This window comes from Kluyvera chengduensis (assembly GCF_044197065.1).
GTDB lineage: Bacteria > Pseudomonadota > Gammaproteobacteria > Enterobacterales > Enterobacteriaceae > Kluyvera > Kluyvera ascorbata_C.
In genome coordinates, this window is sequence record NZ_JBIQOI010000005.1 from 1 (window position 1) to 21,446 (window position 21,446).

Below are 21,446 nucleotides of genomic sequence, written 5' to 3' on the forward strand. Positions count from 1 at the left end.
ATCGCCGACTACTGGTTCAAATACGTGGGCCTGAACGGTGCTATCGTTGGCATGACCACCTTCGGTGAGTCTGCGCCAGCGGATCTGCTGTTCAAAGAGTTTGGCTTCACCGTAGAAAACGTGCTCGCGAAAGCGAAATCCCTGCTGTAATCTGCGTTTTCTCTGAAATGAAAGGGTCGCCTCGGCGGCCCTTTTTATTATCCACTGGAATTTCTTTGCACATTATTCCAATCAAAATGTGATGCATGTCAGATATTAGGCGTCTCTGTCTGGACAATCATTCCTTTTATTCCTGGTTTCGCTTATTCTAGCTGAAGCGTTTCAGTCGATAAATCGTTCGACATTTAACCAATCAGTCACTGTTTGTGGCGGGTGAGGTTTCCCAAAGCGTTTGGCTGCATTACTCTGTTGCCACTTTGCATCGGGACAACCTTGCAGGAGACCTATGACCGTACGCGTAGCGATTAATGGCTTCGGTCGCATTGGACGTAACGTGGTTCGTGCTTTGTATGAATCCGGACGCCGTGCGGAAATCACCGTGGTGGCAATCAACGAACTGGCAGATGCTGCGGGCATCGCGCACTTGTTGAAATATGACACCAGCCACGGGCGCTTTGCCTGGGATGTTCGCCAGGAGCGTGAACAGCTTTTCGTCGGCGATGACGCCATCCGTCTTCTGCATGAGCGCTCTATTGAGGCGCTGCCCTGGAAAGAGCTATCGGTTGATGTCGTGCTAGACTGTACCGGCGTATACGGCAGTCGTCATGACGGCGAAGCCCATATTGCCGCTGGCGCGAAGAAGGTGCTCTTTTCACATCCTGGCAGCAACGATCTCGACGCTACCGTTGTGTTTGGCGTTAACGAACATGAACTGTGCGCCGAACACCGTATCGTGTCCAACGCCTCCTGTACCACGAATTGCATAATCCCCGTCATCAAATTGTTGGATGATGCCTATGGCATTGAATCGGGCACGGTCACGACCATCCACTCCGCGATGCATGACCAGCAGGTGATTGACGCCTACCATCCTGATTTACGCCGTACGCGCGCCGCAAGCCAGTCGATTATTCCGGTAGATACTAAACTTGCGGCGGGCATTGCCCGTATTTTTCCGCAGTTTGGCGACCGTTTCGAGGCGATTGCGGTGCGAGTACCGACCATTAACGTGACGGCAATTGACCTGAGCGTGACGGTGAAAAAGCCAGTAAAAGCAAATGAAGTCAACCAGTTGCTGCAAAAATCAGCACAGGGTGCATTTCATGGTATAGTTGACTATACGGAATTACCGTTGGTCTCAACTGATTTTAACCACGATCCGCACAGCGCCATTGTCGATGGCACGCAGACGCGGGTGAGTGGAGCACATCTGATCAAAACGCTGGTCTGGTGTGATAACGAATGGGGCTTTGCTAACCGAATGCTCGACACCACGTTAGCAATGGCCGCTATTGGTTTCAGGCTCGACGCTTGAGCGTCGACAAAACTTTAAGTATCAACGAGAGGATTCACCATGTCTGTAATTAAGATGACCGATCTGGATCTGGCTGGTAAACGCGTTTTCATCCGTGCGGACCTGAACGTACCAGTTAAAGAAGGGAAAGTAACCAGCGACGCGCGTATCCGTGCTTCACTGCCAACTATCGAGCTGGCGCTGAAACAGGGTGCGAAAGTGATGGTGACTTCTCACCTGGGTCGTCCGACCGAAGGCGAGTACAACGAAGAATTCTCTCTGCTGCCGGTTGTTAATTACCTGAAAGACAAACTGTCTGCTCCGGTTCGTCTGGTTAAAGATTACCTGGACGGCGTTGAAGTTGCTGCCGGTGAGCTGGTTGTTCTGGAAAACGTTCGCTTCAACAAAGGCGAGAAGAAAGACGACGAAGCGCTGTCCAAAAAATACGCTGCGCTGTGCGACGTATTCGTGATGGACGCATTCGGTACTGCACACCGTGCACAGGCTTCCACCCACGGTATCGGCAAATTTGCTGACGTTGCGTGCGCAGGCCCACTGCTGGCAGCAGAACTGGACGCGCTGGGTAAAGCACTGAAAGAACCAGCTCGCCCAATGGTGGCTATCGTTGGTGGTTCTAAAGTTTCTACCAAACTGACCGTTCTGGACTCCCTGTCTAAAATCGCTGACCAGCTGATCGTTGGTGGTGGTATCGCGAACACCTTCGTTGCCGCTCAAGGCCACAACGTCGGTAAATCACTGTATGAAGCTGACCTGGTTGATGAAGCTAAACGTCTGCTGACCACCTGCGATATCCCAGTCCCAACTGACGTGCGCGTAGCAACCGAGTTCTCTGAAACGGCGACTGCTACCCTGAAATCTGTAAACGACATCAAAGATGAAGAGCAGATTCTGGACCTGGGCGACGTTTCTGCTGAGAAACTGGCAGGCATCCTGAAAAACGCAAAAACCATCCTGTGGAACGGCCCAGTTGGCGTGTTCGAATTCCCGAACTTCCGCAAAGGTACTGAAATTGTTGCTAACGCTATCGCAGACAGCGACGCGTTCTCCATCGCAGGCGGCGGCGACACTCTGGCAGCTATCGACCTGTTCGGTATTTCCGACAAAATTTCCTACATCTCCACTGGTGGCGGCGCATTCCTCGAATTCGTGGAAGGCAAAGTACTGCCAGCAGTAGCAATGCTCGAAGAGCGCGCTAAGAAGTAAGCCATTCAAGGGCAGGGAAACCTGCCCAATTTTCAGCGCGCTTTATAGAGCTCGCACCTTTTCTAACGGCCGAAGATACAGGACTACGTAACATGTCTAAAATTTTTGATTTCGTAAAACCAGGTGTTATCACCGGTGATGACGTACAGAAAGTTTTCCAGGTAGCAAAAGAAAACAATTTCGCTCTGCCAGCAGTTAACTGCGTTGGTACTGACTCCATCAACGCCGTTCTGGAAACCGCTGCAAAAGTTAAAGCACCGGTTATCGTTCAGTTCTCCAACGGTGGCGCTGCGTTCATCGCAGGTAAAGGCGTGAAAACTGACGTTCCTCAGGGCGCTGCAATCCTGGGTGCTATCTCTGGTGCGCATCACGTACACCAGATGGCTGAACACTACGGTGTTCCAGTCATCCTGCACACTGACCACTGCGCTAAGAAACTGCTGCCGTGGATCGACGGTCTGCTGGACGCGGGTGAAAAACACTTCGCTGCTACCGGTAAACCACTGTTCTCTTCCCACATGATCGACCTGTCCGAAGAGTCTCTGCACGAAAACATCGAAATCTGCTCCAAATATCTGGCGCGTATGTCCAAAATGGGCATGACTCTGGAAATCGAACTGGGTTGCACCGGCGGTGAAGAAGACGGCGTGGACAACAGCCACATGGACGCTTCTGCACTGTACACTCAGCCAGAAGACGTTGATTACGCGTACACCGAACTGAGCAAAATCAGCCCACGTTTCACCATCGCAGCTTCCTTCGGTAACGTACACGGCGTGTACAAACCAGGTAACGTGGTTCTGACCCCAACCATCCTGCGTGATTCTCAGGAATACGTTTCTAAGAAACACAACCTGCCGCACAACAGCCTGAACTTCGTCTTCCACGGCGGTTCCGGTTCTTCTGCTCAGGAAATCAAAGATTCCGTAAGCTACGGCGTAGTGAAAATGAACATCGATACCGACACCCAATGGGCAACCTGGGACGGTATCCTGCAGTACTACAAAACCAACGAAGCTTACCTGCAGGGCCAGCTGGGCAACCCGAAAGGCGAAGACCAGCCGAACAAGAAATACTACGATCCACGCGTATGGCTGCGTGCAGCTCAGGCGTCCATGATCGCACGTCTGGAACAGGCTTTCGCTGAACTGAACGCGAAAGACGTTCTGTAAGAAAAAACCTGATTTTGACCAAAAGCCCGCTGTATAGCGGGCTTTTTTATTGCCTTTTCAATATGATGGACCGGTATAAAACTGTGATCTATTTGGCAAAAAGCTGATTTTTTGCTTACCCTTTATATCTGCCTGTGCTTTTGCAGGCCGTTTTTAGTTTCCCATCCGGGCATCCATAAGGAATATTGAATGGAAGATTTAAACGTTGTCGATAGCATAAACGACGCTGGCTCCTGGCTGGTGCGCAACCAGGAACTCCTGCTGAGCTACGCCGTCAATATCGTGGCGGCGATTGCCATCCTCATCGTCGGGATGATTGTGGCGAGAATTGTATCGGGTACCGTCAACCGCCTGATGCTGGCGCGTAAAATTGATGCCACCGTAGCGGACTTTCTCTCCGCGCTGGTGCGTTACGCGATTATTGCCTTTACGCTGATTGCCGCACTGGGCCGCGTTGGCGTGCAGACCGCCTCGGTGATTGCCGTACTCGGTGCCGCCGGTTTAGCCGTGGGTCTGGCGTTACAGGGCTCTCTCTCCAACCTGGCAGCGGGCGTACTGCTGGTGATGTTCCGTCCGTTCCGTGCGGGCGAATACGTTGATCTCGGCGGCGTCGCCGGTACCGTGCTGAACGTGCAGATTTTCTCGACTACCATGCGTACCGTTGATGGCAAAATTATCGTTATTCCAAACGGTAAAATTATTGCGGGTAATATTATCAACTTCTCCCGCGAACCTGCGCGTCGTAATGAATTCATTATTGGCGTCTCTTACGATGCAGATATTGATAAGGTTAAGCAGATCCTGACCCGCATTCTTGAAGCGGATAACCGTATCCTCAAAGACCGCGATATGACTGTGCGTTTAAATGAACTGGCGCCGTCTTCAGTGAATTTTGTCGTGCGTGCCTGGAGTCTCAGCGGCGACCTGCAAAACGTCTACTGGGACGTGCTGGAGCAAATTAAGCGCGAGTTCGATGCTAACGGCATCAGCTTTCCTTACCCGCAGCTAGACGTGCATATGCAGCCGGGCGCTTCTGCCCAGCAGTAACCGCTTCTAAGTAGTAATAAGGCCGGGCTGATGCCCGGTTTTTTTATGGGCGACCAAGCACGGTGGGCCTGATAAGCGTAGCGCCATCAGGTTCTGACTGAGCCCAGGGATGCCGGATGGCGACGTAAACGCCTTATCCGGCCTGCACCGATGCGCGTATTGTTAATTTATAATTAGCTAAACTTATTACTGATTAAAAATATCAATTTCCGCTAATGATTTTATCGCGTTATAGTCAGCGCCATTCCTGAACTACCTGAAGAAAACTAACGTGATATCTTACTACTTTCAAGGGCTTATGCTTGGTGCGGCGATGATCCTACCGCTGGGGCCGCAAAATGCCTTCGTGATGAACCAGGGGATCCGTCGTCAATATCACCTGATGATCGCCTTACTCTGCGCGATTAGCGATCTGCTGCTGATTTGTGCGGGCATCTTTGGCGGCAGCGCTTTGTTGAATGCCTCGCCGTGGCTGCTGGCGCTGGTCACCTGGGGCGGTGTGGCGTTCCTGCTGTGGTATGGCTTTGGTGCGTTGAAAACTGCTATGGGTAGCAACATAGAACTGGCGAATGCGGAAGTGATGAAGCAGGGGCGCTGGAAAATTATTGCGACCATGCTGGCGGTGACCTGGCTTAACCCACACGTTTATCTGGATACCTTTGTGGTGCTGGGCAGTCTCGGCGGCCAGTTGGCGGATGAGCCAAAACGCTGGTTTGCGCTGGGTACCGTCAGCGCTTCCTTCCTGTGGTTCTTCGCGCTGGCGTTGCTGGCAGCCTGGCTCGCTCCTCGTTTACGAACGGCTAAAGCGCAGCGTATTATTAACCTCGTTGTTGGCGTAGTGATGTGGTTTATTGCATTTCAGCTGGCAAAAGAGGGCGTTGAACACCTGCACGCGTTGCTGAACTAGGTCTCATCTGATGGACTTTCCCCTGGCAACGGCTAAGCTTGCAGGCAAGACCCCGTTGTCGGGTGATAACCAAGGAGATACAACAGTGAAGTTTAAAGTGATGGCTCTGGCTGCAGTAGTTGGGTTTAGCGCAATGGCGGTGCAGGCAAATGAATTGCCGGATAGCCCGCATATCGTGACATCGGGTACGGCGAGCGTGGATGCGGTTCCGGATATCGCGACGCTTGCCATTGAAGTCAACATTGCCGCCAAGGATGCCGCAAGCGCGAAAAAACAGGCCGACCAGCGTGTTGCGCAATATCTCTCCTTCCTTGAGCAGAACGGCGTAGCAAAAAAAGATATCAGCTCCGCGAACCTGCGTACTCAGCCGGATTACGACTATCAGAACGGGAAAAGCGTGCTGAAAGGCTATCGCGCGGTGCGCACCGTGGAGGTGACGTTGCGCCAATTGGATAAACTGAACTCGCTGCTGGATGGCGCGCTGAAAGCCGGATTGAACGAAATCCGTTCCGTGTCGCTGGGCGTGGCGCAGCCGGATGCCTACAAAGACAAGGCGCGTAAAGCGGCGATTGAAGATGCGATTCATCAGGCGCAGTCGTTAGCGGCGGGCTTCCATAGCAAGCTGGGGCCGGTATATAGCGTGCGCTATCATGTTTCTAACTATCAGCCGAGCCCGATGGTGCGGATGATGAAGGCGGATGCGGCACCGGTTTCGGCGCAGGAAACTTACGAGCAGGCGACTATTCAGTTTGACGATCAGGTGGATGTGGTGTTCCAGCTTCAGCCTGAGCAGGCAGCAGCTCCTGCTGCTTCAGAGGCAACTCCGGCACCCGCGGCGAAATAAGCGGTTAAAGGGGGCGGCGGCGATTAGCCGCCCCTTGCTCACTCTCTGTGTTAGCACGGGTTAATCCTGACGCAACACCTTGTGCCCATAAGCCAACAACGCATCCGTCACCTTGCGCATCATCCGGCTCTCTGGCGCAAACCGGTGCCAGTACAGCATCCGGCGCTGGAACAGGCCCGGCGTCAAGTCAATCAGCTCACCGCTCGCTAACTCTTTCTCAATTTGCAGATGCGGGATCATACAGCAGGTCGTCCCCTGACGAGCCAACTGCACAAACGCCTCCGATGAGTTAACGATATGGCACGGCACGCTGCCCGGCGGTAGATCGAAGTTCTGCTGCAAAAAAGCCTGGTGCATATCGTCCAGGTGATCGAAGGCCACCGCTGGCGCTTTTAACAGCGCAGAGCGAGTGACTCCGTTAGGGAAATAGCGCTCAGCAAACGCTTTTGAGCCGACAAACAGATAGTCGAGCGCACCAAGCTGATCGACCAGGCAGCTCGGCAGCGCCTGAGGCTGAATACTCACTGCCCCAACCACTTCGCCACGACGCAGTCGCTCCTGGGTGCGAGTTTCATCTTCGACCTGCAAATTCAAACGGATAGGCGAGTTGGCCAGCACGTCGGCTAGCGCCGGCAGCAGCCAAGTTGCCAGACTGTCGGCGTTGACCGCCAGCGACAGCAGCAGCGGCGTAGAACCGGTTTGCTCATCGCCCAGCCACTCCTCTTCCAGCAGTTCAACCTGACGCAGCAGCGCCAGCAGCTTCTGTCCCTGTTCCGTTGGGCGCGGCGGCACGGTACGCACCAGCAGCGGCTGGCCGAACATGTTTTCCAGCTGTTTAATTCGCTGGGAAACGGCGGACTGAGTAATACACAGTTTCTGCGCGGCGCGTTCAAATCCACGTTCTCTGATAACGGCATCCAGCGCCTGTAGTGTTCTGTAGTCCGGACGTTTCATTGCTCTGAGGTACTCCCCTGTAGGTGTTATCTGCACTATGACATAAATTTACCGGAGATACAGACGAAAATGGTTTGCAGTTTACTGTGATGGCGCTCACGAGTTGAGTGCCTGCTTCATCGCACTCAGCCTGAGGTTTCCCGGCGGCTCGAATTATTCCAGCGTTATGTTCTATAATGCGCGGCAGTTGATGACACCACAGGCGAAACGATCATGACGCAGGATGAACTGAAAAAAGCAGTAGGCTGGGCGGCACTTCAATACGTACAGCCGGGTACGATTGTGGGTGTAGGCACGGGTTCTACCGCAGCGCACTTTATTGACGCGCTGGGCACGATGAAAGGACAAATCGAAGGGGCGGTCTCAAGCTCTGATGCCTCTACCGAGAAGCTGAAAAGCCTCGGCATCACCGTTTTCGACCTGAATGAAGTCGACCGTTTAGGCATCTACGTGGACGGCGCGGATGAAATTAACGGCCACATGCAGATGATCAAGGGCGGCGGCGCTGCGCTGACCCGCGAAAAAATCATCGCCTCCGTCGCGGATAAATTTATCTGTATCGCCGATTCGTCCAAGCAGGTTGATATTCTAGGCAACTTCCCGCTGCCGGTTGAAGTTATCCCAATGGCCCGTAGCGCTGTCGCGCGTGAGCTGGTGAAACTGGGTGGTCGTCCGGAATACCGTCAGGGCGTAGTGACCGATAACGGCAACGTTATCCTCGACGTTCATGGCCTGGAAATTCTCGACGCCATCGCGCTGGAAAACGCCATTAACGGCATTCCGGGCGTGGTGACCGTAGGGCTTTTCGCTAATCGTGGCGCGGATGTGGCGCTGATCGGTACTGCCGACGGCGTGAAAACCATCGTGAAATGATCTGACGGGGGAAATTGAAATTTCCCCCATTTTTTTTATGTGGGCTAAATTTGGTGACTTGTGTCACATTTCAACCTCACGCCTTATTAACATCCCATCTTTATCTTCTCACTCAGCATTTTATGCTGGCATTTCTCGCTGCATGACGCTTCCTCATATCCCCGACGCAAACGTTCATATTGCCGCAATAATTTTTTTTGATATGTTGCTTAGATGAACTTTCGTTCATCACAACATCAGTAAAACAAAGACAGGACGGGGAAATGGCTAAGGTATCACTGGAAAAAGAGAAAATTAAATTTCTGCTGGTTGAAGGCGTGCACCAGAAGGCGGTGGATAGTCTGCGTGCAGCAGGTTACACCAATATCGAGTTTCACAAGGGTGCGCTGGACACTGAACAGCTGAAAGAGTCGATCCGTGATGCGCATTTCATCGGCCTGCGATCCCGTACTCACCTGACGGAAGACGTTTTTGCTGCCGCGGAGAAGCTGGTGGCGGTGGGCTGTTTCTGTATCGGGACTAACCAGGTTGATCTGGTGGCGGCGGCTAAACGCGGCGTGCCGGTATTTAACGCCCCGTTCTCTAACACCCGTTCCGTCGCGGAGCTGGTGATCGGCGAGCTGCTATTGCTGCTACGCGGCATTCCGGAAGCGAACGCCAAAGCACACCGCGGCGTATGGAACAAACTGGCTGCGGGCTCTTATGAAGCGCGCGGCAAAAAGTTGGGCATCATTGGTTATGGCCACATTGGTACTCAGCTTGGCATTCTGGCGGAATCGCTGGGTATGCATGTCTTCTTCTACGATATCGAAAGCAAGCTGCCGCTCGGTAACGCCACGCAGGTACAGCATCTTTCTGACCTGCTGAACATGAGCGACGTGGTCAGCCTGCACGTGCCGGAGAACGCCTCTACCAAAAATATGATGGGTGCGGAAGAGCTGGCGCTGATGAAGCCGGGCGCGCTGTTGATTAACGCCTCACGCGGTACGGTCGTTGAAATTCCTGCGCTGTGCGATGCGCTGGCACGTAAACATCTGGCGGGGGCGGCTATTGACGTGTTCCCAACCGAGCCTGCGACCAACAGCGAGCCGTTCACCTCGCCGCTGTGCGAGTTCGACAACGTTATCCTGACCCCGCACATCGGTGGTTCTACTCAGGAAGCGCAGGAGAACATCGGCCTGGAAGTGGCGGGCAAACTGATTAAGTACTCCGACAACGGTTCTACGCTCTCTGCGGTTAACTTCCCGGAAGTGTCTCTGCCGCTGCACGGCGGCCGTCGTCTGTTGCACATCCACGAAAACCGTCCTGGCGTACTGACTGCGCTCAACCAAATCTTTGCCGAGCAGGGCGTGAACATTGCCGCGCAGTACCTGCAAACGACGCCACAGATGGGCTATGTGGTTATCGATATTGAAGCGGAAGAGGATGTCGCGGAGAAAGCGCTGCTGAGCATGAAGGCGATTCCGGGTACCGTCCGCGCGCGTCTGCTGTACTAATCTTTATCTTTTCTAGCCAAACGGGCGGGCCATTGGTCTGCCCGTTCTTCGTTTTGCTACGCGCTTACCACTGCCACACTTTCGATGGCGTGATCACGGCGGGTAGGGGGATATCCCACTCTTCAATCGGCAGGACGTCAACGCGCTGACAATCGTGCGCGTAGCCGACGGGCTGAATGCCGTACTGCTGCCAGTTCTGCAACGTGCGGTCGTAAAAGCCACCGCCCATGCCCAGCCGTTGACCCTGTTCATCAAACGCAACCAGCGGGGTTATCAGCACGTCGAGTTTCGCCAGCGGCAGAACGTCACGGACATCAAGCTTCGGTTCGCGGATTTTGAGGCGGTTCATTATCAGTTCGCTGCGCGGGTGATAATGCAGAAACAGCAGATTGCCCGGACTAAACGGATGCAGTACCGGCAGGTAAACGCGCTTACCGGCTCGCCAGAGCTGTTCAATCAAGGGTTGGGTATCGAGTTCGCCGTCAAAGGATAAAAACAGCGCGACGGTTTTTGCCATCATCACGGGGGGCCAGGCCATCATGCGGTCTGCGGCTTGTGCACCGTAGAGCGTTTGCTGTTGGGGCGTCAGCGCACGACGACGTTGCCGGATTAGCTGGCGAATGTGCTGTCGGGAGTTTGGTTGCTCAGATGGATGCGTCATAAGACCGGTAGGTAGAAGGGGAATCTCCGAGATGCCGCCGCAGGCTGTAACCCTTGAACCCTTGGTTCAAGGTGAATGCGTCGTCACAGTTTTAAGGCTTCTCGGACGGACCGAGCATGCTCACCAACCATGGAGCGCCACATTCTTGTGGTATGAAATATCGGCTCAGGGGACTGGCCCGCTTGCGAACATCTCAGAGAAATTTTGTCTTCACAGTCACTCTACCATAGTAAACTGCAAAGTGTTATTCAAACTTTGGGGCTGTTTTATCGGATATGCGACCCTGGTCAAGCAATGCCTGTTCAATGGTCTGTTGTAGCATCCGAATACGCTGTTCCATGCTGGAAGCATAGTCGCGCGTCTTTGCCCTTTCCTGAGTTAACTCATAGCTGATGTTCAACGCGGCGATGAAAACCAGCTGCTCAGTATTTGTGACTCTAGTGCGTTCTTTCAGATCTTGCAACCGCTGATTCAGATCGTCCGCTGCCTGATTCAAAGCATCTCTTTGTTCAGGCGGGCAATTCACTCGCAGTGAACGGCCAAAAATTTGGATATCGACGGGTTGTGCAGACATGCCACCTTCCTGCTGATTGACTGCGCGTCCTTCACTCTCAGGATGTGAAGGGGCGACACTATAGCTACCCTGGTATGAAGATACAAGCCCTTTTCTGGTATCTCCAGGGTCCAAAGTGGTAGCATACCATGAATTCCACCCAACAATGACGAATGCGCATGTCTATACAGAACGAAATGCCGGTTTACACCGTGATGAACCAACTGTTGAACCAACAAGGGGTAGGCCTGACGCCTGCAGAAATGCACGGTCTGCTGAGTGGTTTGCTCTGCGGCGGAAACAAGGACAGCTCCTGGCAGCCGCTGGTTCACGACCTGACCAACGAAGGTCTGGCCTTTGGTCACGAGCTTGCCGAGTCGCTGCGTTCCATGCATGCAGCAACCAGCGATGCGCTGGAAGACGACGGCTTCCTTTTTCAGCTTTATCTGCCTGAAGGCGACGACGTCAGCGTGTTCGATCGCGCCGATGCACTCTCCGGCTGGGTAAACCATTTCCTACTTGGACTGGGTATGGTTCAGCCAAAGCTGGATAAAGTGAAAGATGAAACCGGCGAAGCCATTGACGATCTTCGAAATATTGCGCAACTTGGCTATGAAGAAGATGAAGATCAGGAAGAGCTGGAAATGTCGCTGGAAGAAATTATCGAATACGTTCGCGTAGCGGCGCTGCTGTGCCACGATACTTTCACCCACCCGCAGCCGACCGCGCCTGAAGTGCAAAAGCCAACATTACACTAATCACAACGCCCGCTCCGCTTGCTGCGCAAGGCTGGCGAACGGAGCGCTAAGGGATTGAAAGGAGATGTCATGACACAGCAAGCGTTTCTCCGCCGCCGCCAGGCATTACTGGCGCAAATGAAGCCAGGCAGTGCGGCACTGATTTTTGCCGCACCAGAGGTGACGCGCAGCGCGGATTCTGAGTATCCCTATCGCCAGAACAGCGATTTCTGGTACTTCACCGGCTTTAACGAGCCTGAAGCCTTGCTGGTGCTGATTAAAAGCGATGACACTCACAATCACAGCGTGCTGTTCAACCGCGTTCGCGACCTGACGGCAGAAATCTGGTTTGGCCGCCGTCTGGGCCAGGATGCCGCGCCGGAAAAACTGGGCGTTGACCGTGCGTTGGCGTTCAGCGAAATCAATCAGCAGCTGTTCCAGTTGCTGAACGGTCTGGACGTGATTTACCACGCGCAGGGCGAATATGCCTTTGCTGATGACATCGTCTTCACCGCGCTGGATAAACTGCGTAAAGGTTCGCGTCAGAACCTGACCGCGCCGGATGCGATGATCGACTGGCGGCCGATGGTGCATGAAATGCGCCTGTTCAAAGACAGCGAAGAGATTGAAATCCTGCGTCGTGCGGGTGAAATTTCCGCGCTGGCCCATACTCGCGCGATGGAAAAATGCCAGCCGGGGATGTTTGAATACCAGTTGGAAGGGGAAATCCTCCACGAATTCTCTCGCCACGGCGCGCGCTACCCGTCCTATAACACCATCGTGGGCGGCGGCGAAAACGGCTGTATTCTGCATTACACCGAAAATGAGTCCGAGCTGCGCGATGGCGAGCTGGTGCTAATTGACGCGGGCTGTGAGTACAAAGGCTACGCGGGCGATATCACCCGTACTTTCCCGGTGAACGGCAAATTTACCCCGGCACAGCGCGCTATCTACGATATCGTGCTCGCCTCGCTGTACAAATCCCTTGAGCTGTATCGCCCTGGTACCTCCATTCAGGAAGTGACCGGCGAAGTGGTGCGCATTATGGTGACTGGCCTGCATGGTCTGGGGATCCTCAAAGGGGAAATTGATCAGTTAATTGCTGATAATGCCCATCGTCCATACTTTATGCATGGCCTGAGCCACTGGTTGGGGCTGGATGTACATGACGTTGGCGTCTACGGCGCAGACCGCTCCCGCGTACTTGAACCGGGTATGGTACTGACCGTTGAACCGGGCCTGTACATCGCGCCAGACGCGGACGTACCGGCGGAATATCGCGGTATCGGTATTCGCATTGAAGACGATATTCTCATTACCGAAGACGGTAACGAGAACCTCACCGCGAGCGTGGTGAAGGATGCGGATGCCATTGAAGCATTGATGGCAGCGGCGCGTCAGCGATGAGCGTGATTATTGTCGGCGGCGGCATGACCGGCGCCACATTGGCATTGGCTATCTCGCAGTTAACGGCGGGTCGCCTGCCAGTGCACCTGATTGAAGCGGCGGATATTCACGCCGCCGAACACCCGGGCTTTGATGGTCGTGCAATTGCGCTGGCGGCTGGTACCTGCCAGCAGTTGGCGAAGGTCAACCTCTGGCAGGCGATTGCCGACTGTGCCACGCCGATTACCACCGTTCACGTCAGCGACCGCGGTCACGCGGGTTTTGTCACCCTTGATGCACAAGATTATCGCCTGTCTGCGCTTGGCAACGTGGTTGAGCTGCACGACGTGGGCCAGCGGCTGTTCGGCCTACTGCGCCATGCGCGCGGTGTCACGCTGCATTGCCCATCACGTGTGGCTCAGGTTGAGCGCCAGGCTGATGGTGTGAGCGTGACGTTGGATAACGGCGAAACGCTGCACGGCAAACTGCTGGTTGCTGCCGATGGCTCGCGCTCCACGCTCGGCGAGCAGTGCGGTATTGCCTGGCAGCAGGAGCCGTATAATCAGGTGGCGGTGATTGCTAACGTCTCCACCGCCGTGCCGCATCAGGGACGGGCGTTTGAACGCTTTACCGAGCATGGCCCTATCGCCATGCTGCCGATGTCGCAGAATCGCTGCTCGCTGGTGTGGTGCCATCCGCTGGCGCGCCATGACGATGTACTCAATTGGTCAGACGCTGAGTTTTGCCAGGCGCTACAGAACGCGTTCGGCTGGCGTTTAGGCCGAATTACCCACGCTGGCGCGCGCAGCGTTTACCCACTGTCGCTGACCACCGCAACCCGAACGGTATCGCACCGCCTGGCGCTAGTGGGCAACGCGGCGCAGACGTTACATCCCATTGCCGGACAAGGTTTTAACCTCGGCATGCGTGACGTGATGACGCTGGCGGAACATCTGGCGAGCGCGTACGAGGCCAATCAGGATATCGGCGACTACTCGCTGCTGTGTCATTATCAGCGTCAGCGTGCACAAGACAAAGCGGCCACGATTGGCGTCACCGACGGGCTGGTGCATCTGTTCGCCAACCGCTGGGCGCCACTGGTGGCCGGGCGCAACGTGGGCCTGATGACAATGGAATTATTTACCCCTGCACGCGATGTGCTGGCGCAGCGGACGCTGGGCTGGGTCGCCCGCTAATCAGCAGTTAAGGAGTTAATGTGCAAAGTGTTGATGTTGCCATCGTAGGCGGTGGAATGGTTGGGCTGGCGGTGGCCTGCGGTTTACAGGGCAGCGGCCTGCGGGTTGCCGTGCTGGAACAGTCGCTTCCGCAGGCGCTTGCCGCCGATGCGCCGCCTGCGCTGCGCGTCTCCGCCATCAATGCGGGCAGCGAAAAGCTGCTCACCAAACTGGACGTCTGGTCGGCCATCGTGGCCCAGCGCGCCAGCTGCTATCACGGCATGGAAGTGTGGGATAAAGACAGCTTTGGCCGCATTGCGTTTGATGACCGCAGCATGGGCTACAGTCATCTCGGCCATATCGTTGAAAACGCGGTGATTCACCACGCGCTGTGGCAGAAAGCCGAGCGCAGTAGTGACATCACGCTGATGGCTCCTGCAGAACTTCAACAGGTGGTCTGGGGCGAGAACGAAGCGTTCCTGACGCTGAAAGACGGCAATATGCTGACTGCGCGTCTGGTGGTCGGCGCAGACGGCGCGAACTCCTGGCTGCGCAGTAAAGCGGATATTCCGCTGACCTTCTGGGACTATCGTCACCACGCGCTGGTGGCAACCGTTCGCACCGAAGAGCCGCACGACGCCGTTGCGCGTCAGAGCTTCCACGGCGACGGCATTCTGGCCTTCCTGCCGCTCTCCGACCCACATCTTTGTTCGATAGTCTGGTCGCTGTCGCCGCAGGAAGCAGAACGGATGCAGCAGGCCGATGACGCTGAATTTAACCAGAAGCTGAATATCGCCTTTGATAACCGCCTGGGGCTGTGCAAGGTAGAGAGCGAACGTCAGGTATACCCGTTGACCGGTCGCTATGCGCGTCAGTTTGCCGCTCACCGCCTGGCGCTGGTTGGCGATGCGGCGCACACCATCCACCCTTTGGCTGGGCAGGGCGTAAACCTGGGCTTTATGGACGCCGCCGAGCTGATTGAAGAGCTGCGTCGTCTGCATACGCAGGGCAAAGATATCGGTCAGCATTTCTATCTGCGTCGCTACGAGCGTAGCCGTAAGCACAGCGCCGCGCTGATGCTGGCGGGCATGCAGGGTTTCCGCGAGCTGTTTGCCGGCGAAAACCCGGCGAAAAAACTGCTGCGCGATCTCGGTCTTGCGCTGGCCGATACGCTACCCGGCGTGAAGCCGCAGCTGATTCGTCAGGCGATGGGGCTGAACGACCTCCCTGAGTGGCTTCGTTAAGTCGCTCACACTTTTACTCCCGGTGGTTCTACCGGGAGTCTCCTTCCTCATTTGAAAAATTCTAATTTCACGCCATTTTTCGCATTAGTTTTATTAATCCATGCGTTTTCATGTTACGGAAAATTCGCCCTGTTTTACGCATAAAATATTATCTTATGCTGAATCATTAACCGTTGTTGTTAATTAAATGTGGCGTATTTCGCTTTTTTGCAGTTGATTCCTCTGTATTATTTTTCGCGACTTTTGGTCATAAGCTAATGTGATGTCCCCTTTTTCAGGATGGTTTACCACGATGTTCGGTGGTAAGTTCAGGGAAAAGAGAACGTTTGCGTCGGTGCCCGAATGGGCGTCGGCGTTTGGTTTTGTGGTGCGATATATTCAACGAGGACATGATGGCTCAACAAACGCCTTTGTATGACCAGCACGTGTTATGTGGCGCGCGTATGGTGGATTTTCACGGCTGGATGATGCCGCTGCACTATGGCTCACAGATTGATGAGCACCACGCGGTGCGTACCGATGCCGGAATGTTTGATGTGTCGCACATGACCATCGTTGACCTGCACGGGCCGCGGACCAGAGAGTTTCTACGCTACCTGCTGGCAAATGACGTTGCCAAGCTCACCAAGCCCGGCAAGGCGCTCTACAGCGGTATGCTGAATGCATCGGGCGGCGTGATTGATGACCTCATCGTCTACTACCTCACCGAAGATTATTTCCGCCTCGTCGTAAACTCCGCCACCCGCGAAAAAGACCTCTCCTGGATTACCCAACACGCTGAACCTTATGCCATCGATATCACCGTCCGTGATGACCTGTCGCTGATTGCCGTACAGGGGCCGAACGCGCAGGCGAAAGCGGGCACGCTCTTCACCGATGAGCAGCGTCACGCCGTGGAAGGCATGAAGCCGTTCTTTGGCGTGCAGGCGGGTGACTTCTTTATTGCGACCACTGGCTATACCGGTGAAGCGGGTTATGAAATCGCCCTGCCAAAAGCGCAGGCCGCTGATTTCTGGCAGAAGCTGGTGCAGGCGGGCGTGAAGCCTTGCGGCCTGGGCGCGCGCGATACGCTGCGTCTGGAAGCCGGGATGAACCTGTACGGTCAGGAAATGGACGAAAGCGTTTCTCCGCTGGCGGCCAACATGGGCTGGACCATCGCCTGGGAACCGGCAGACCGCAACTTTATTGGTCGCGACGTGCTGGAACTGGAACGTGAAAAAGGCACCGAACAATTGGTCGGTCTGGTGATGACCGAAAAAGGCGTGCTGCGCGGTGAACTGCCGGTGCGCTTTACCGATGCACATGGCAACGCCTGCGAAGGTGTGATCACCAGCGGGACTTTCTCGCCAACCTTAGGCCATAGTATTGCGCTGGCTCGCGTCCCGGCTGGGATTGGCGAGACGGCGATCGTGCAGATCCGCAACCGCGAAATGCCGGTCAAAGTCACGAAACCTATTTTTGTGCGTAACGGCAAGGCCGTCGCGTAAGCCTTTTTTATTCTGGAGATTTTTTGATGAGCAACGTACCAGCAGAACTGAAATACAGTAAAGAACACGAATGGCTGCGCAAAGAAGCTGACGGCAGTTACGCCGTTGGCATCACCGAACACGCACAGGAATTACTGGGCGATATGGTCTTCGTTGACCTGCCGGAAGTCGGCGCGACCGTTAGCGCGGGCGACGACTGCGCCGTGGCGGAATCCGTTAAAGCGGCATCCGATATCTATGCACCAATCAGCGGTGAGATCGTTGCCGTAAACGAAGAGCTGGGTGACTCGCCGGAGCTGGTGAACAGCGAACCGTACGCGGGTGGCTGGATCTTCAAGATCAAAGCCAGCGACGAAGCGGAAGTTGCCGCGCTGCTGGATGCGACCGCATACGAAGCATTATTAGAAGACGAGTAAGGTTGTGCCGGATGGCACGGCGTTTATCCGGCCTACATCCCGTAGGCCCGGTAAGCGAAGCGCCACCGGGCAGGTCAGTTAGACAATCACGATTCACCGCACGTTTCAGGAACCATCGCTCATGACACAGACTTTAAGCCAGCTTGAAAACCGTGGCGCGTTTATTGAACGTCACATCGGGCCGGATGCCCAGCAGCAGCAAGAGATGCTCAAAACAGTTGGCGCGGATTCATTAAACGCACTGATTGCGCAGATCGTGCCGAAAGATATCCAGCTTGCTACGCCGCCGCAGGTAGGTGAGGCCACCACAGAATTCGCCGCACTGGCGGAGCTGAAGGCCATTGCCGGTCGCAACAAGCGCTTTAAGTCATACATTGGCATGGGCTACACCCCGGTACAGTTACCGCCGGTTATCCAGCGCAACATGCTGGAAAACCCGGGCTGGTACACCGCGTACACTCCGTATCAGCCAGAAGTCTCTCAGGGTCGCCTGGAAGCGCTGCTCAACTTCCAGCAGGTCACGCTGGATCTGACCGGCCTCGATATGGCTTCCGCTTCTCTGCTGGACGAAGCCACCGCGGCGGCTGAAGCAATGGCGATGGCGAAGCGCGTGAGCAAACTGAAGAACGCCAACCGCTTCTTCGTGGCAGCCGACGTGCATCCGCAGACTCTGGACGTGGTCCGTACCCGTGCGGAAACCTTCGGCTTTGACGTGATTGTCGACGACGCTGACAAAGCGCTGGAGCATCAGGACGTCTTCGGCGTGCTGCTCCAGCAGGTTGGGACCACCGGTGAAGTTCACGACTACAGCACGCTGATTGCTGAGCTGAAATCCCGCAAAGTGGTGGTTAGCGTTGCCGGTGATTTCATGGCGCTGGTGTTGTTAACCGCACCGGGCAAACAGGGCGCGGACATTGTCTTCGGCTCTGCGCAGCGTTTCGGCGTACCGATGGGCTACGGCGGCCCGCACGCGGCATTCTTTGCTGCTAAAGATGAATTCAAACGCGCCATGCCTGGCCGTATTATCGGCGTATCGAAAGATGCCGCTGGTAATACCGCGCTGCGCATGGCGATGCAGACCCGCGAGCAGCACATTCGCCGCGAGAAAGCGAACTCCAACATTTGTACCTCGCAGGTACTGCTGGCTAACATCGCCAGCCTGTACGCGGTCTTCCATGGCCCGGTTGGCCTGAAGCGTATCGCGAACCGCATTCACCGTCTGACCGATATTCTGGCAGCCGGTTTGCAGCAGAAAGGGCAGAAGCTGCGCCATGCGCACTACTTCGACACCCTGTGCGTGGAAGTGGCGGATAAAGCCGCCGTACTGGCGCGCGCTCAGGCTGCGGAAATCAACCTGCGCAGCGATATCCTCAACGCCGTCGGCGTGACCCTGAACGAAACCACCACCCGTGAAGACGTGCTGGCGCTGTTTAGCGTGATTCTGGGTGATAACCACGGTCTGGACATCGACGCGCTGGATAAAGACGTGGCGCTCGACAGCCGCGCTATCCCACAGGCAATGCTGCGCGACGACGCGATCCTGAGCCATCCGGTGTTTAACCGCTACCACAGCGAAACCGAGATGATGCGCTACATGCACTCGCTGGAGCGTAAAGATCTGGCGCTGAATCAGGCGATGATCCCGCTGGGCTCCTGCACCATGAAGCTCAATGCCGCGGCAGAGATGATCCCTATCACCTGGCCGGAATTTGCTGAACTGCACCCGTTCTGCCCGGTTGACCAGGCGGAAGGCTACCATCAGATGATCGGTCAGCTCTCCGAATGGCTGGTGAAACTGACCGGCTATGACGCGCTCTGTATGCAGCCGAACTCTGGCGCACAGGGTGAATACGCGGGCCTGCTGGCGATTCGTCACTACCACGAAAGCCGCAACGACGGTCATCGTGATATCTGTCTGATCCCAAGCTCTGCGCACGGTACCAACCCGGCTTCCGCACAGATGGCGGGGATGCAAGTGGTTGTGGTGGCCTGCGATAAGAACGGTAACATCGATCTGGCGGATCTGCGCGCGAAAGCGGAGCAGCATGCGGATAACCTGTCCTGCATCATGGTGACTTACCCATCCACCCACGGCGTGTACGAAGAGACCATCCGTGAAGTGTGCGAAATCGTCCACCAGTTTGGCGGCCAGGTTTACCTCGACGGCGCGAACATGAACGCTCAGGTCGGCATTACTTCCCCAGGCTTTATCGGCGCGGATGTGTCGCACCTCAACCTGCATAAAACCTTCTGCATTCCACACGGCGGCGGCGGCCCAGGCATGGGGCCTATCGGCGTGAAATCACACCTGGCACCGTTTGTTCCGGGCCATAGCGTGGTGCACATTGAAGGCATGCTGACCCGTCAGGGCGCGGTTTCCGCAGCACCGTTCGGCAGCGCTTCTATTCTGCCAATCAGCTGGATGTACATCCGCATGATGGGTGCAGAAGGCCTGAAGCAGGCAAGCCAGGTGGCGATCCTCAACGCTAACTACATTGCGACTCGCCTGAAAGATGCCTATCCGGTGCTCTACACCGGCCGTGACGGTCACGTGGCGCACGAATGTATTCTGGATATTCGTCCGCTGAAAGAAGAGACCGGCATCAGCGAGCTGGATATTGCTAAGCGCCTGATTGACTACGGTTTCCACGCGCCAACCATGTCCTTCCCGGTAGCAGGTACGCTGATGGTTGAGCCAACAGAATCCGAAGGTAAAGCCGAACTGGACCGCTTTATTGACGCGATGCTGGCAATCCGCAGCGAAATCGACCGCGTGAAAGCGGGCGAATGGACGCTCGAAGATAACCCGCTGGTTAACTCCCCGCACACTCAGAACGAGCTGGTGGCGGAATGGAACCACGGTTATACCCGCGAAATTGCCGTCTTCCCGGCAGGCATGGCGAACAAGTACTGGCCGACGGTGAAACGCCTCGACGACGTTTACGGCGACCGCAACCTGTTCTGCTCCTGCGTACCGATGAGCGAATATCAGTAATCATCTGATTAGGCTATCTTTTAAAGGCGCTTCGGCGCCTTTATTTTTTGGGAGACGCGAATGGCAATAGCATTAGTGACCGGCGCAAGTCGGGGAATTGGTCGGGCGACGGCGTTACAGCTGGCGCAGGAAGGCTATACGGTGGCGGTGAACTATCATCGAAACGAAGCCGCTGCCAACGAGGTGGTAAACGCAATTATCGCAAAGGGCGGCAAGGCCTTTGCCGTTCAGGCAGATATTGGTGATGAAGCGCAGGTGGAAGGGATGTTTACCCGTCTCGACCAGCAGGGCGAACCGCTAACGGCGCTGGTCAACAACGCAGGCGTGCTGTTTACCCAAAGCCGTGTAGAGGCGTTAACCGCCGAGCGCATCAACCGGGTGCTGACCACTAATGTGACCGGATATTTTCTCTGCTGCCGGGAAGCCGTAAAGCGGATGGCAATACCGCACGGCGGGCAGGGCGGGGCGATTGTTAACGTCTCCTCGGCGGCGGCGCGGCTGGGCTCGTCGGGTGAATACGTGGACTATGCGGCTTCGAAAGGGGCGATAGATACGCTGACCACTGGGTTGTCGCTGGAAGTGGCAGCGCAGGGCATTCGGGTGAATGGCGTGAGGCCTGGGTTTATCTATACCGAGATGCATGCTGATGGTGGGGAGCCGGAGCGAGTCGACCGGGTGAAGTCCGTGCTACCGATGCAGCGTGGTGGCCAGCCGGAAGAGGTAGCGCAGGCGATTGTCTGGCTGCTGAGCGAGAAGGCGTCGTATGTGACGGGGAGTTTTATTGAGTTGGCGGGTGGAAAGTAGCGTTTTGATTGCCGGATG

The 21,446-nt window shown here is 55.5% G+C and carries 20 protein-coding genes and 1 other RNA gene; 17 read left to right on the forward strand and 4 right to left on the reverse strand.

Annotation, left to right across the window (positions count from 1 at the left end; translation table 11 throughout):
* From ACH1XZ_RS14140 to ACH1XZ_RS14170, 7 genes are all read left to right on the forward strand, one after another.
* On the forward strand, positions 1–150 hold a 150-nt coding region (locus tag ACH1XZ_RS14140), incomplete at its 5' end, for a transketolase-like TK C-terminal-containing protein (protein WP_394372742.1).
* A 295-nt stretch (positions 151–445) separates the two neighbouring features.
* Positions 446–1,474, forward strand: coding sequence for an erythrose-4-phosphate dehydrogenase (gene epd, locus ACH1XZ_RS14145; protein WP_395596061.1), 1,029 nt, complete (start codon positions 446–448; stop codon positions 1,472–1,474).
* A 39-nt stretch (positions 1,475–1,513) separates the two neighbouring features.
* Positions 1,514–2,677, forward strand: coding sequence for a phosphoglycerate kinase (pgk, locus tag ACH1XZ_RS14150; RefSeq protein WP_395596062.1), 1,164 nt, complete (start codon positions 1,514–1,516; stop codon positions 2,675–2,677).
* Between the two features lie 92 nt (positions 2,678–2,769).
* Positions 2,770–3,849, forward strand: coding sequence for a class II fructose-bisphosphate aldolase (gene fbaA, locus ACH1XZ_RS14155; protein ID WP_395596063.1), 1,080 nt, complete (start codon positions 2,770–2,772; stop codon positions 3,847–3,849).
* A gap of 189 nt (positions 3,850–4,038) precedes the next feature.
* Entirely contained in the window at positions 4,039–4,896 is an 858-nt protein-coding gene (locus ACH1XZ_RS14160; protein WP_395596064.1) for a small-conductance mechanosensitive channel MscS, read from the forward strand.
* 271 nt (positions 4,897–5,167) lie between these two features.
* The gene (gene argO, locus ACH1XZ_RS14165; protein WP_395596065.1) at positions 5,168–5,803 is read left to right on the forward strand and encodes an arginine exporter ArgO; all 636 of its coding nucleotides are present in this window, start codon (positions 5,168–5,170) and stop codon (positions 5,801–5,803) included.
* Between the two features lie 85 nt (positions 5,804–5,888).
* Positions 5,889–6,647, forward strand: a complete 759-nt coding sequence (locus ACH1XZ_RS14170) for an oxidative stress defense protein (RefSeq protein ID WP_395596066.1) — start codon at positions 5,889–5,891, stop codon at positions 6,645–6,647.
* A gap of 60 nt (positions 6,648–6,707) precedes the next feature.
* Here the strand turns inward: ACH1XZ_RS14170 and argP are convergent, their stop codons facing one another.
* The gene (gene argP / locus ACH1XZ_RS14175) at positions 6,708–7,601 is read right to left on the reverse strand and encodes a DNA-binding transcriptional regulator ArgP (RefSeq protein WP_035896251.1); all 894 of its coding nucleotides are present in this window, start codon (positions 7,599–7,601) and stop codon (positions 6,708–6,710) included.
* A gap of 213 nt (positions 7,602–7,814) precedes the next feature.
* Between argP and rpiA the strand changes: the two genes are divergently transcribed.
* Positions 7,815–8,474 (forward strand): ribose-5-phosphate isomerase RpiA, encoded by a 660-nt coding sequence (gene rpiA, locus ACH1XZ_RS14180; protein ID WP_123650684.1) that lies wholly within the window; start codon positions 7,815–7,817, stop codon positions 8,472–8,474.
* Between the two features lie 263 nt (positions 8,475–8,737).
* Positions 8,738–9,970 (forward strand): phosphoglycerate dehydrogenase, encoded by a 1,233-nt coding sequence (gene serA / locus ACH1XZ_RS14185; protein ID WP_035896249.1) that lies wholly within the window; start codon positions 8,738–8,740, stop codon positions 9,968–9,970.
* 64 nt (positions 9,971–10,034) lie between these two features.
* Here serA and ACH1XZ_RS14190 read toward each other — a convergent pair whose 3' ends face one another.
* From ACH1XZ_RS14190 to zapA, 3 genes are all read right to left on the reverse strand, one after another.
* A complete protein-coding gene (locus ACH1XZ_RS14190) occupies positions 10,035–10,631 on the reverse strand; it encodes a 5-formyltetrahydrofolate cyclo-ligase (protein WP_395596067.1) in 597 nt (198 codons plus the stop codon).
* A 19-nt stretch (positions 10,632–10,650) separates the two neighbouring features.
* A non-coding RNA gene (gene ssrS / locus ACH1XZ_RS14195) (6S RNA) lies at positions 10,651–10,834 on the reverse strand.
* A gap of 41 nt (positions 10,835–10,875) precedes the next feature.
* A complete protein-coding gene (gene zapA, locus ACH1XZ_RS14200; protein ID WP_035896247.1) occupies positions 10,876–11,205 on the reverse strand; it encodes a cell division protein ZapA in 330 nt (109 codons plus the stop codon).
* A gap of 158 nt (positions 11,206–11,363) precedes the next feature.
* Between zapA and ACH1XZ_RS14205 the strand changes: the two genes are divergently transcribed.
* The 8 genes from ACH1XZ_RS14205 (at position 11,364) to ACH1XZ_RS14240 (ending at position 21,428) form a co-directional block, all read left to right on the forward strand.
* Positions 11,364–11,942, forward strand: a complete 579-nt coding sequence (locus ACH1XZ_RS14205; RefSeq protein ID WP_395596068.1) for a YecA/YgfB family protein — start codon at positions 11,364–11,366, stop codon at positions 11,940–11,942.
* Positions 11,943–12,011: 69 nt separating this feature from the next.
* Entirely contained in the window at positions 12,012–13,328 is a 1,317-nt protein-coding gene (pepP, locus tag ACH1XZ_RS14210; RefSeq protein WP_395596069.1) for a Xaa-Pro aminopeptidase, read from the forward strand.
* On the forward strand, positions 13,325–14,503 hold the full coding sequence (ubiH, locus tag ACH1XZ_RS14215; RefSeq protein ID WP_395596070.1) for a 2-octaprenyl-6-methoxyphenyl hydroxylase: 1,179 nt from the start codon (positions 13,325–13,327) through the stop codon (positions 14,501–14,503). The genes pepP and ubiH overlap by 4 nt, the downstream gene beginning before the upstream one ends.
* A 20-nt stretch (positions 14,504–14,523) precedes the next feature.
* Positions 14,524–15,726, forward strand: coding sequence for an FAD-dependent 2-octaprenylphenol hydroxylase (ubiI, locus tag ACH1XZ_RS14220; protein WP_395596071.1), 1,203 nt, complete (start codon positions 14,524–14,526; stop codon positions 15,724–15,726).
* A 392-nt stretch (positions 15,727–16,118) separates the two neighbouring features.
* Positions 16,119–17,213, forward strand: a complete 1,095-nt coding sequence (gcvT, locus tag ACH1XZ_RS14225) for a glycine cleavage system aminomethyltransferase GcvT (RefSeq protein ID WP_395596281.1) — start codon at positions 16,119–16,121, stop codon at positions 17,211–17,213.
* 26 nt (positions 17,214–17,239) lie between these two features.
* Positions 17,240–17,629, forward strand: a complete 390-nt coding sequence (gene gcvH, locus ACH1XZ_RS14230) for a glycine cleavage system protein GcvH (protein WP_395596072.1) — start codon at positions 17,240–17,242, stop codon at positions 17,627–17,629.
* A gap of 121 nt (positions 17,630–17,750) precedes the next feature.
* The gene (gene gcvP, locus ACH1XZ_RS14235; protein WP_395596073.1) at positions 17,751–20,624 is read left to right on the forward strand and encodes an aminomethyl-transferring glycine dehydrogenase; all 2,874 of its coding nucleotides are present in this window, start codon (positions 17,751–17,753) and stop codon (positions 20,622–20,624) included.
* A gap of 60 nt (positions 20,625–20,684) precedes the next feature.
* On the forward strand, positions 20,685–21,428 hold the full coding sequence (locus tag ACH1XZ_RS14240) for an SDR family oxidoreductase (protein WP_395596074.1): 744 nt from the start codon (positions 20,685–20,687) through the stop codon (positions 21,426–21,428).
* Positions 21,429–21,446 lie beyond the last annotated feature (18 nt).

What these genes read in the sequence shown, in the direction of transcription:
- ACH1XZ_RS14240 (WP_395596074.1), top strand. Translation starts at nt 20,685, where the DNA reads ATGGCAATAGCATTAGTGACCGGCGCAAGTCGGGGAATTGGTCGGGCG.
- gcvP (WP_395596073.1), top strand. Translation starts at nt 17,751, where the DNA reads ATGACACAGACTTTAAGCCAGCTTGAAAACCGTGGCGCGTTTATTGAA.
- pepP (WP_395596069.1), top strand. Translation starts at nt 12,012, where the DNA reads ATGACACAGCAAGCGTTTCTCCGCCGCCGCCAGGCATTACTGGCGCAA.
- serA (WP_035896249.1), top strand. Translation starts at nt 8,738, where the DNA reads ATGGCTAAGGTATCACTGGAAAAAGAGAAAATTAAATTTCTGCTGGTT.
- epd (WP_395596061.1), top strand. Translation starts at nt 446, where the DNA reads ATGACCGTACGCGTAGCGATTAATGGCTTCGGTCGCATTGGACGTAAC.
- ACH1XZ_RS14205 (WP_395596068.1), top strand. Translation starts at nt 11,364, where the DNA reads ATGTCTATACAGAACGAAATGCCGGTTTACACCGTGATGAACCAACTG.
- ACH1XZ_RS14160 (WP_395596064.1), top strand. Translation starts at nt 4,039, where the DNA reads ATGGAAGATTTAAACGTTGTCGATAGCATAAACGACGCTGGCTCCTGG.
- rpiA (WP_123650684.1), top strand. Translation starts at nt 7,815, where the DNA reads ATGACGCAGGATGAACTGAAAAAAGCAGTAGGCTGGGCGGCACTTCAA.
- argP (WP_035896251.1), bottom strand. Translation starts at nt 7,601, where the DNA reads ATGAAACGTCCGGACTACAGAACACTACAGGCGCTGGATGCCGTTATC.
- zapA (WP_035896247.1), bottom strand. Translation starts at nt 11,205, where the DNA reads ATGTCTGCACAACCCGTCGATATCCAAATTTTTGGCCGTTCACTGCGA.
- fbaA (WP_395596063.1), top strand. Translation starts at nt 2,770, where the DNA reads ATGTCTAAAATTTTTGATTTCGTAAAACCAGGTGTTATCACCGGTGAT.
- ubiH (WP_395596070.1), top strand. Translation starts at nt 13,325, where the DNA reads ATGAGCGTGATTATTGTCGGCGGCGGCATGACCGGCGCCACATTGGCA.
- ACH1XZ_RS14190 (WP_395596067.1), bottom strand. Translation starts at nt 10,631, where the DNA reads ATGACGCATCCATCTGAGCAACCAAACTCCCGACAGCACATTCGCCAG.
- gcvH (WP_395596072.1), top strand. Translation starts at nt 17,240, where the DNA reads ATGAGCAACGTACCAGCAGAACTGAAATACAGTAAAGAACACGAATGG.
- gcvT (WP_395596281.1), top strand. Translation starts at nt 16,119, where the DNA reads ATGGCTCAACAAACGCCTTTGTATGACCAGCACGTGTTATGTGGCGCG.
- pgk (WP_395596062.1), top strand. Translation starts at nt 1,514, where the DNA reads ATGTCTGTAATTAAGATGACCGATCTGGATCTGGCTGGTAAACGCGTT.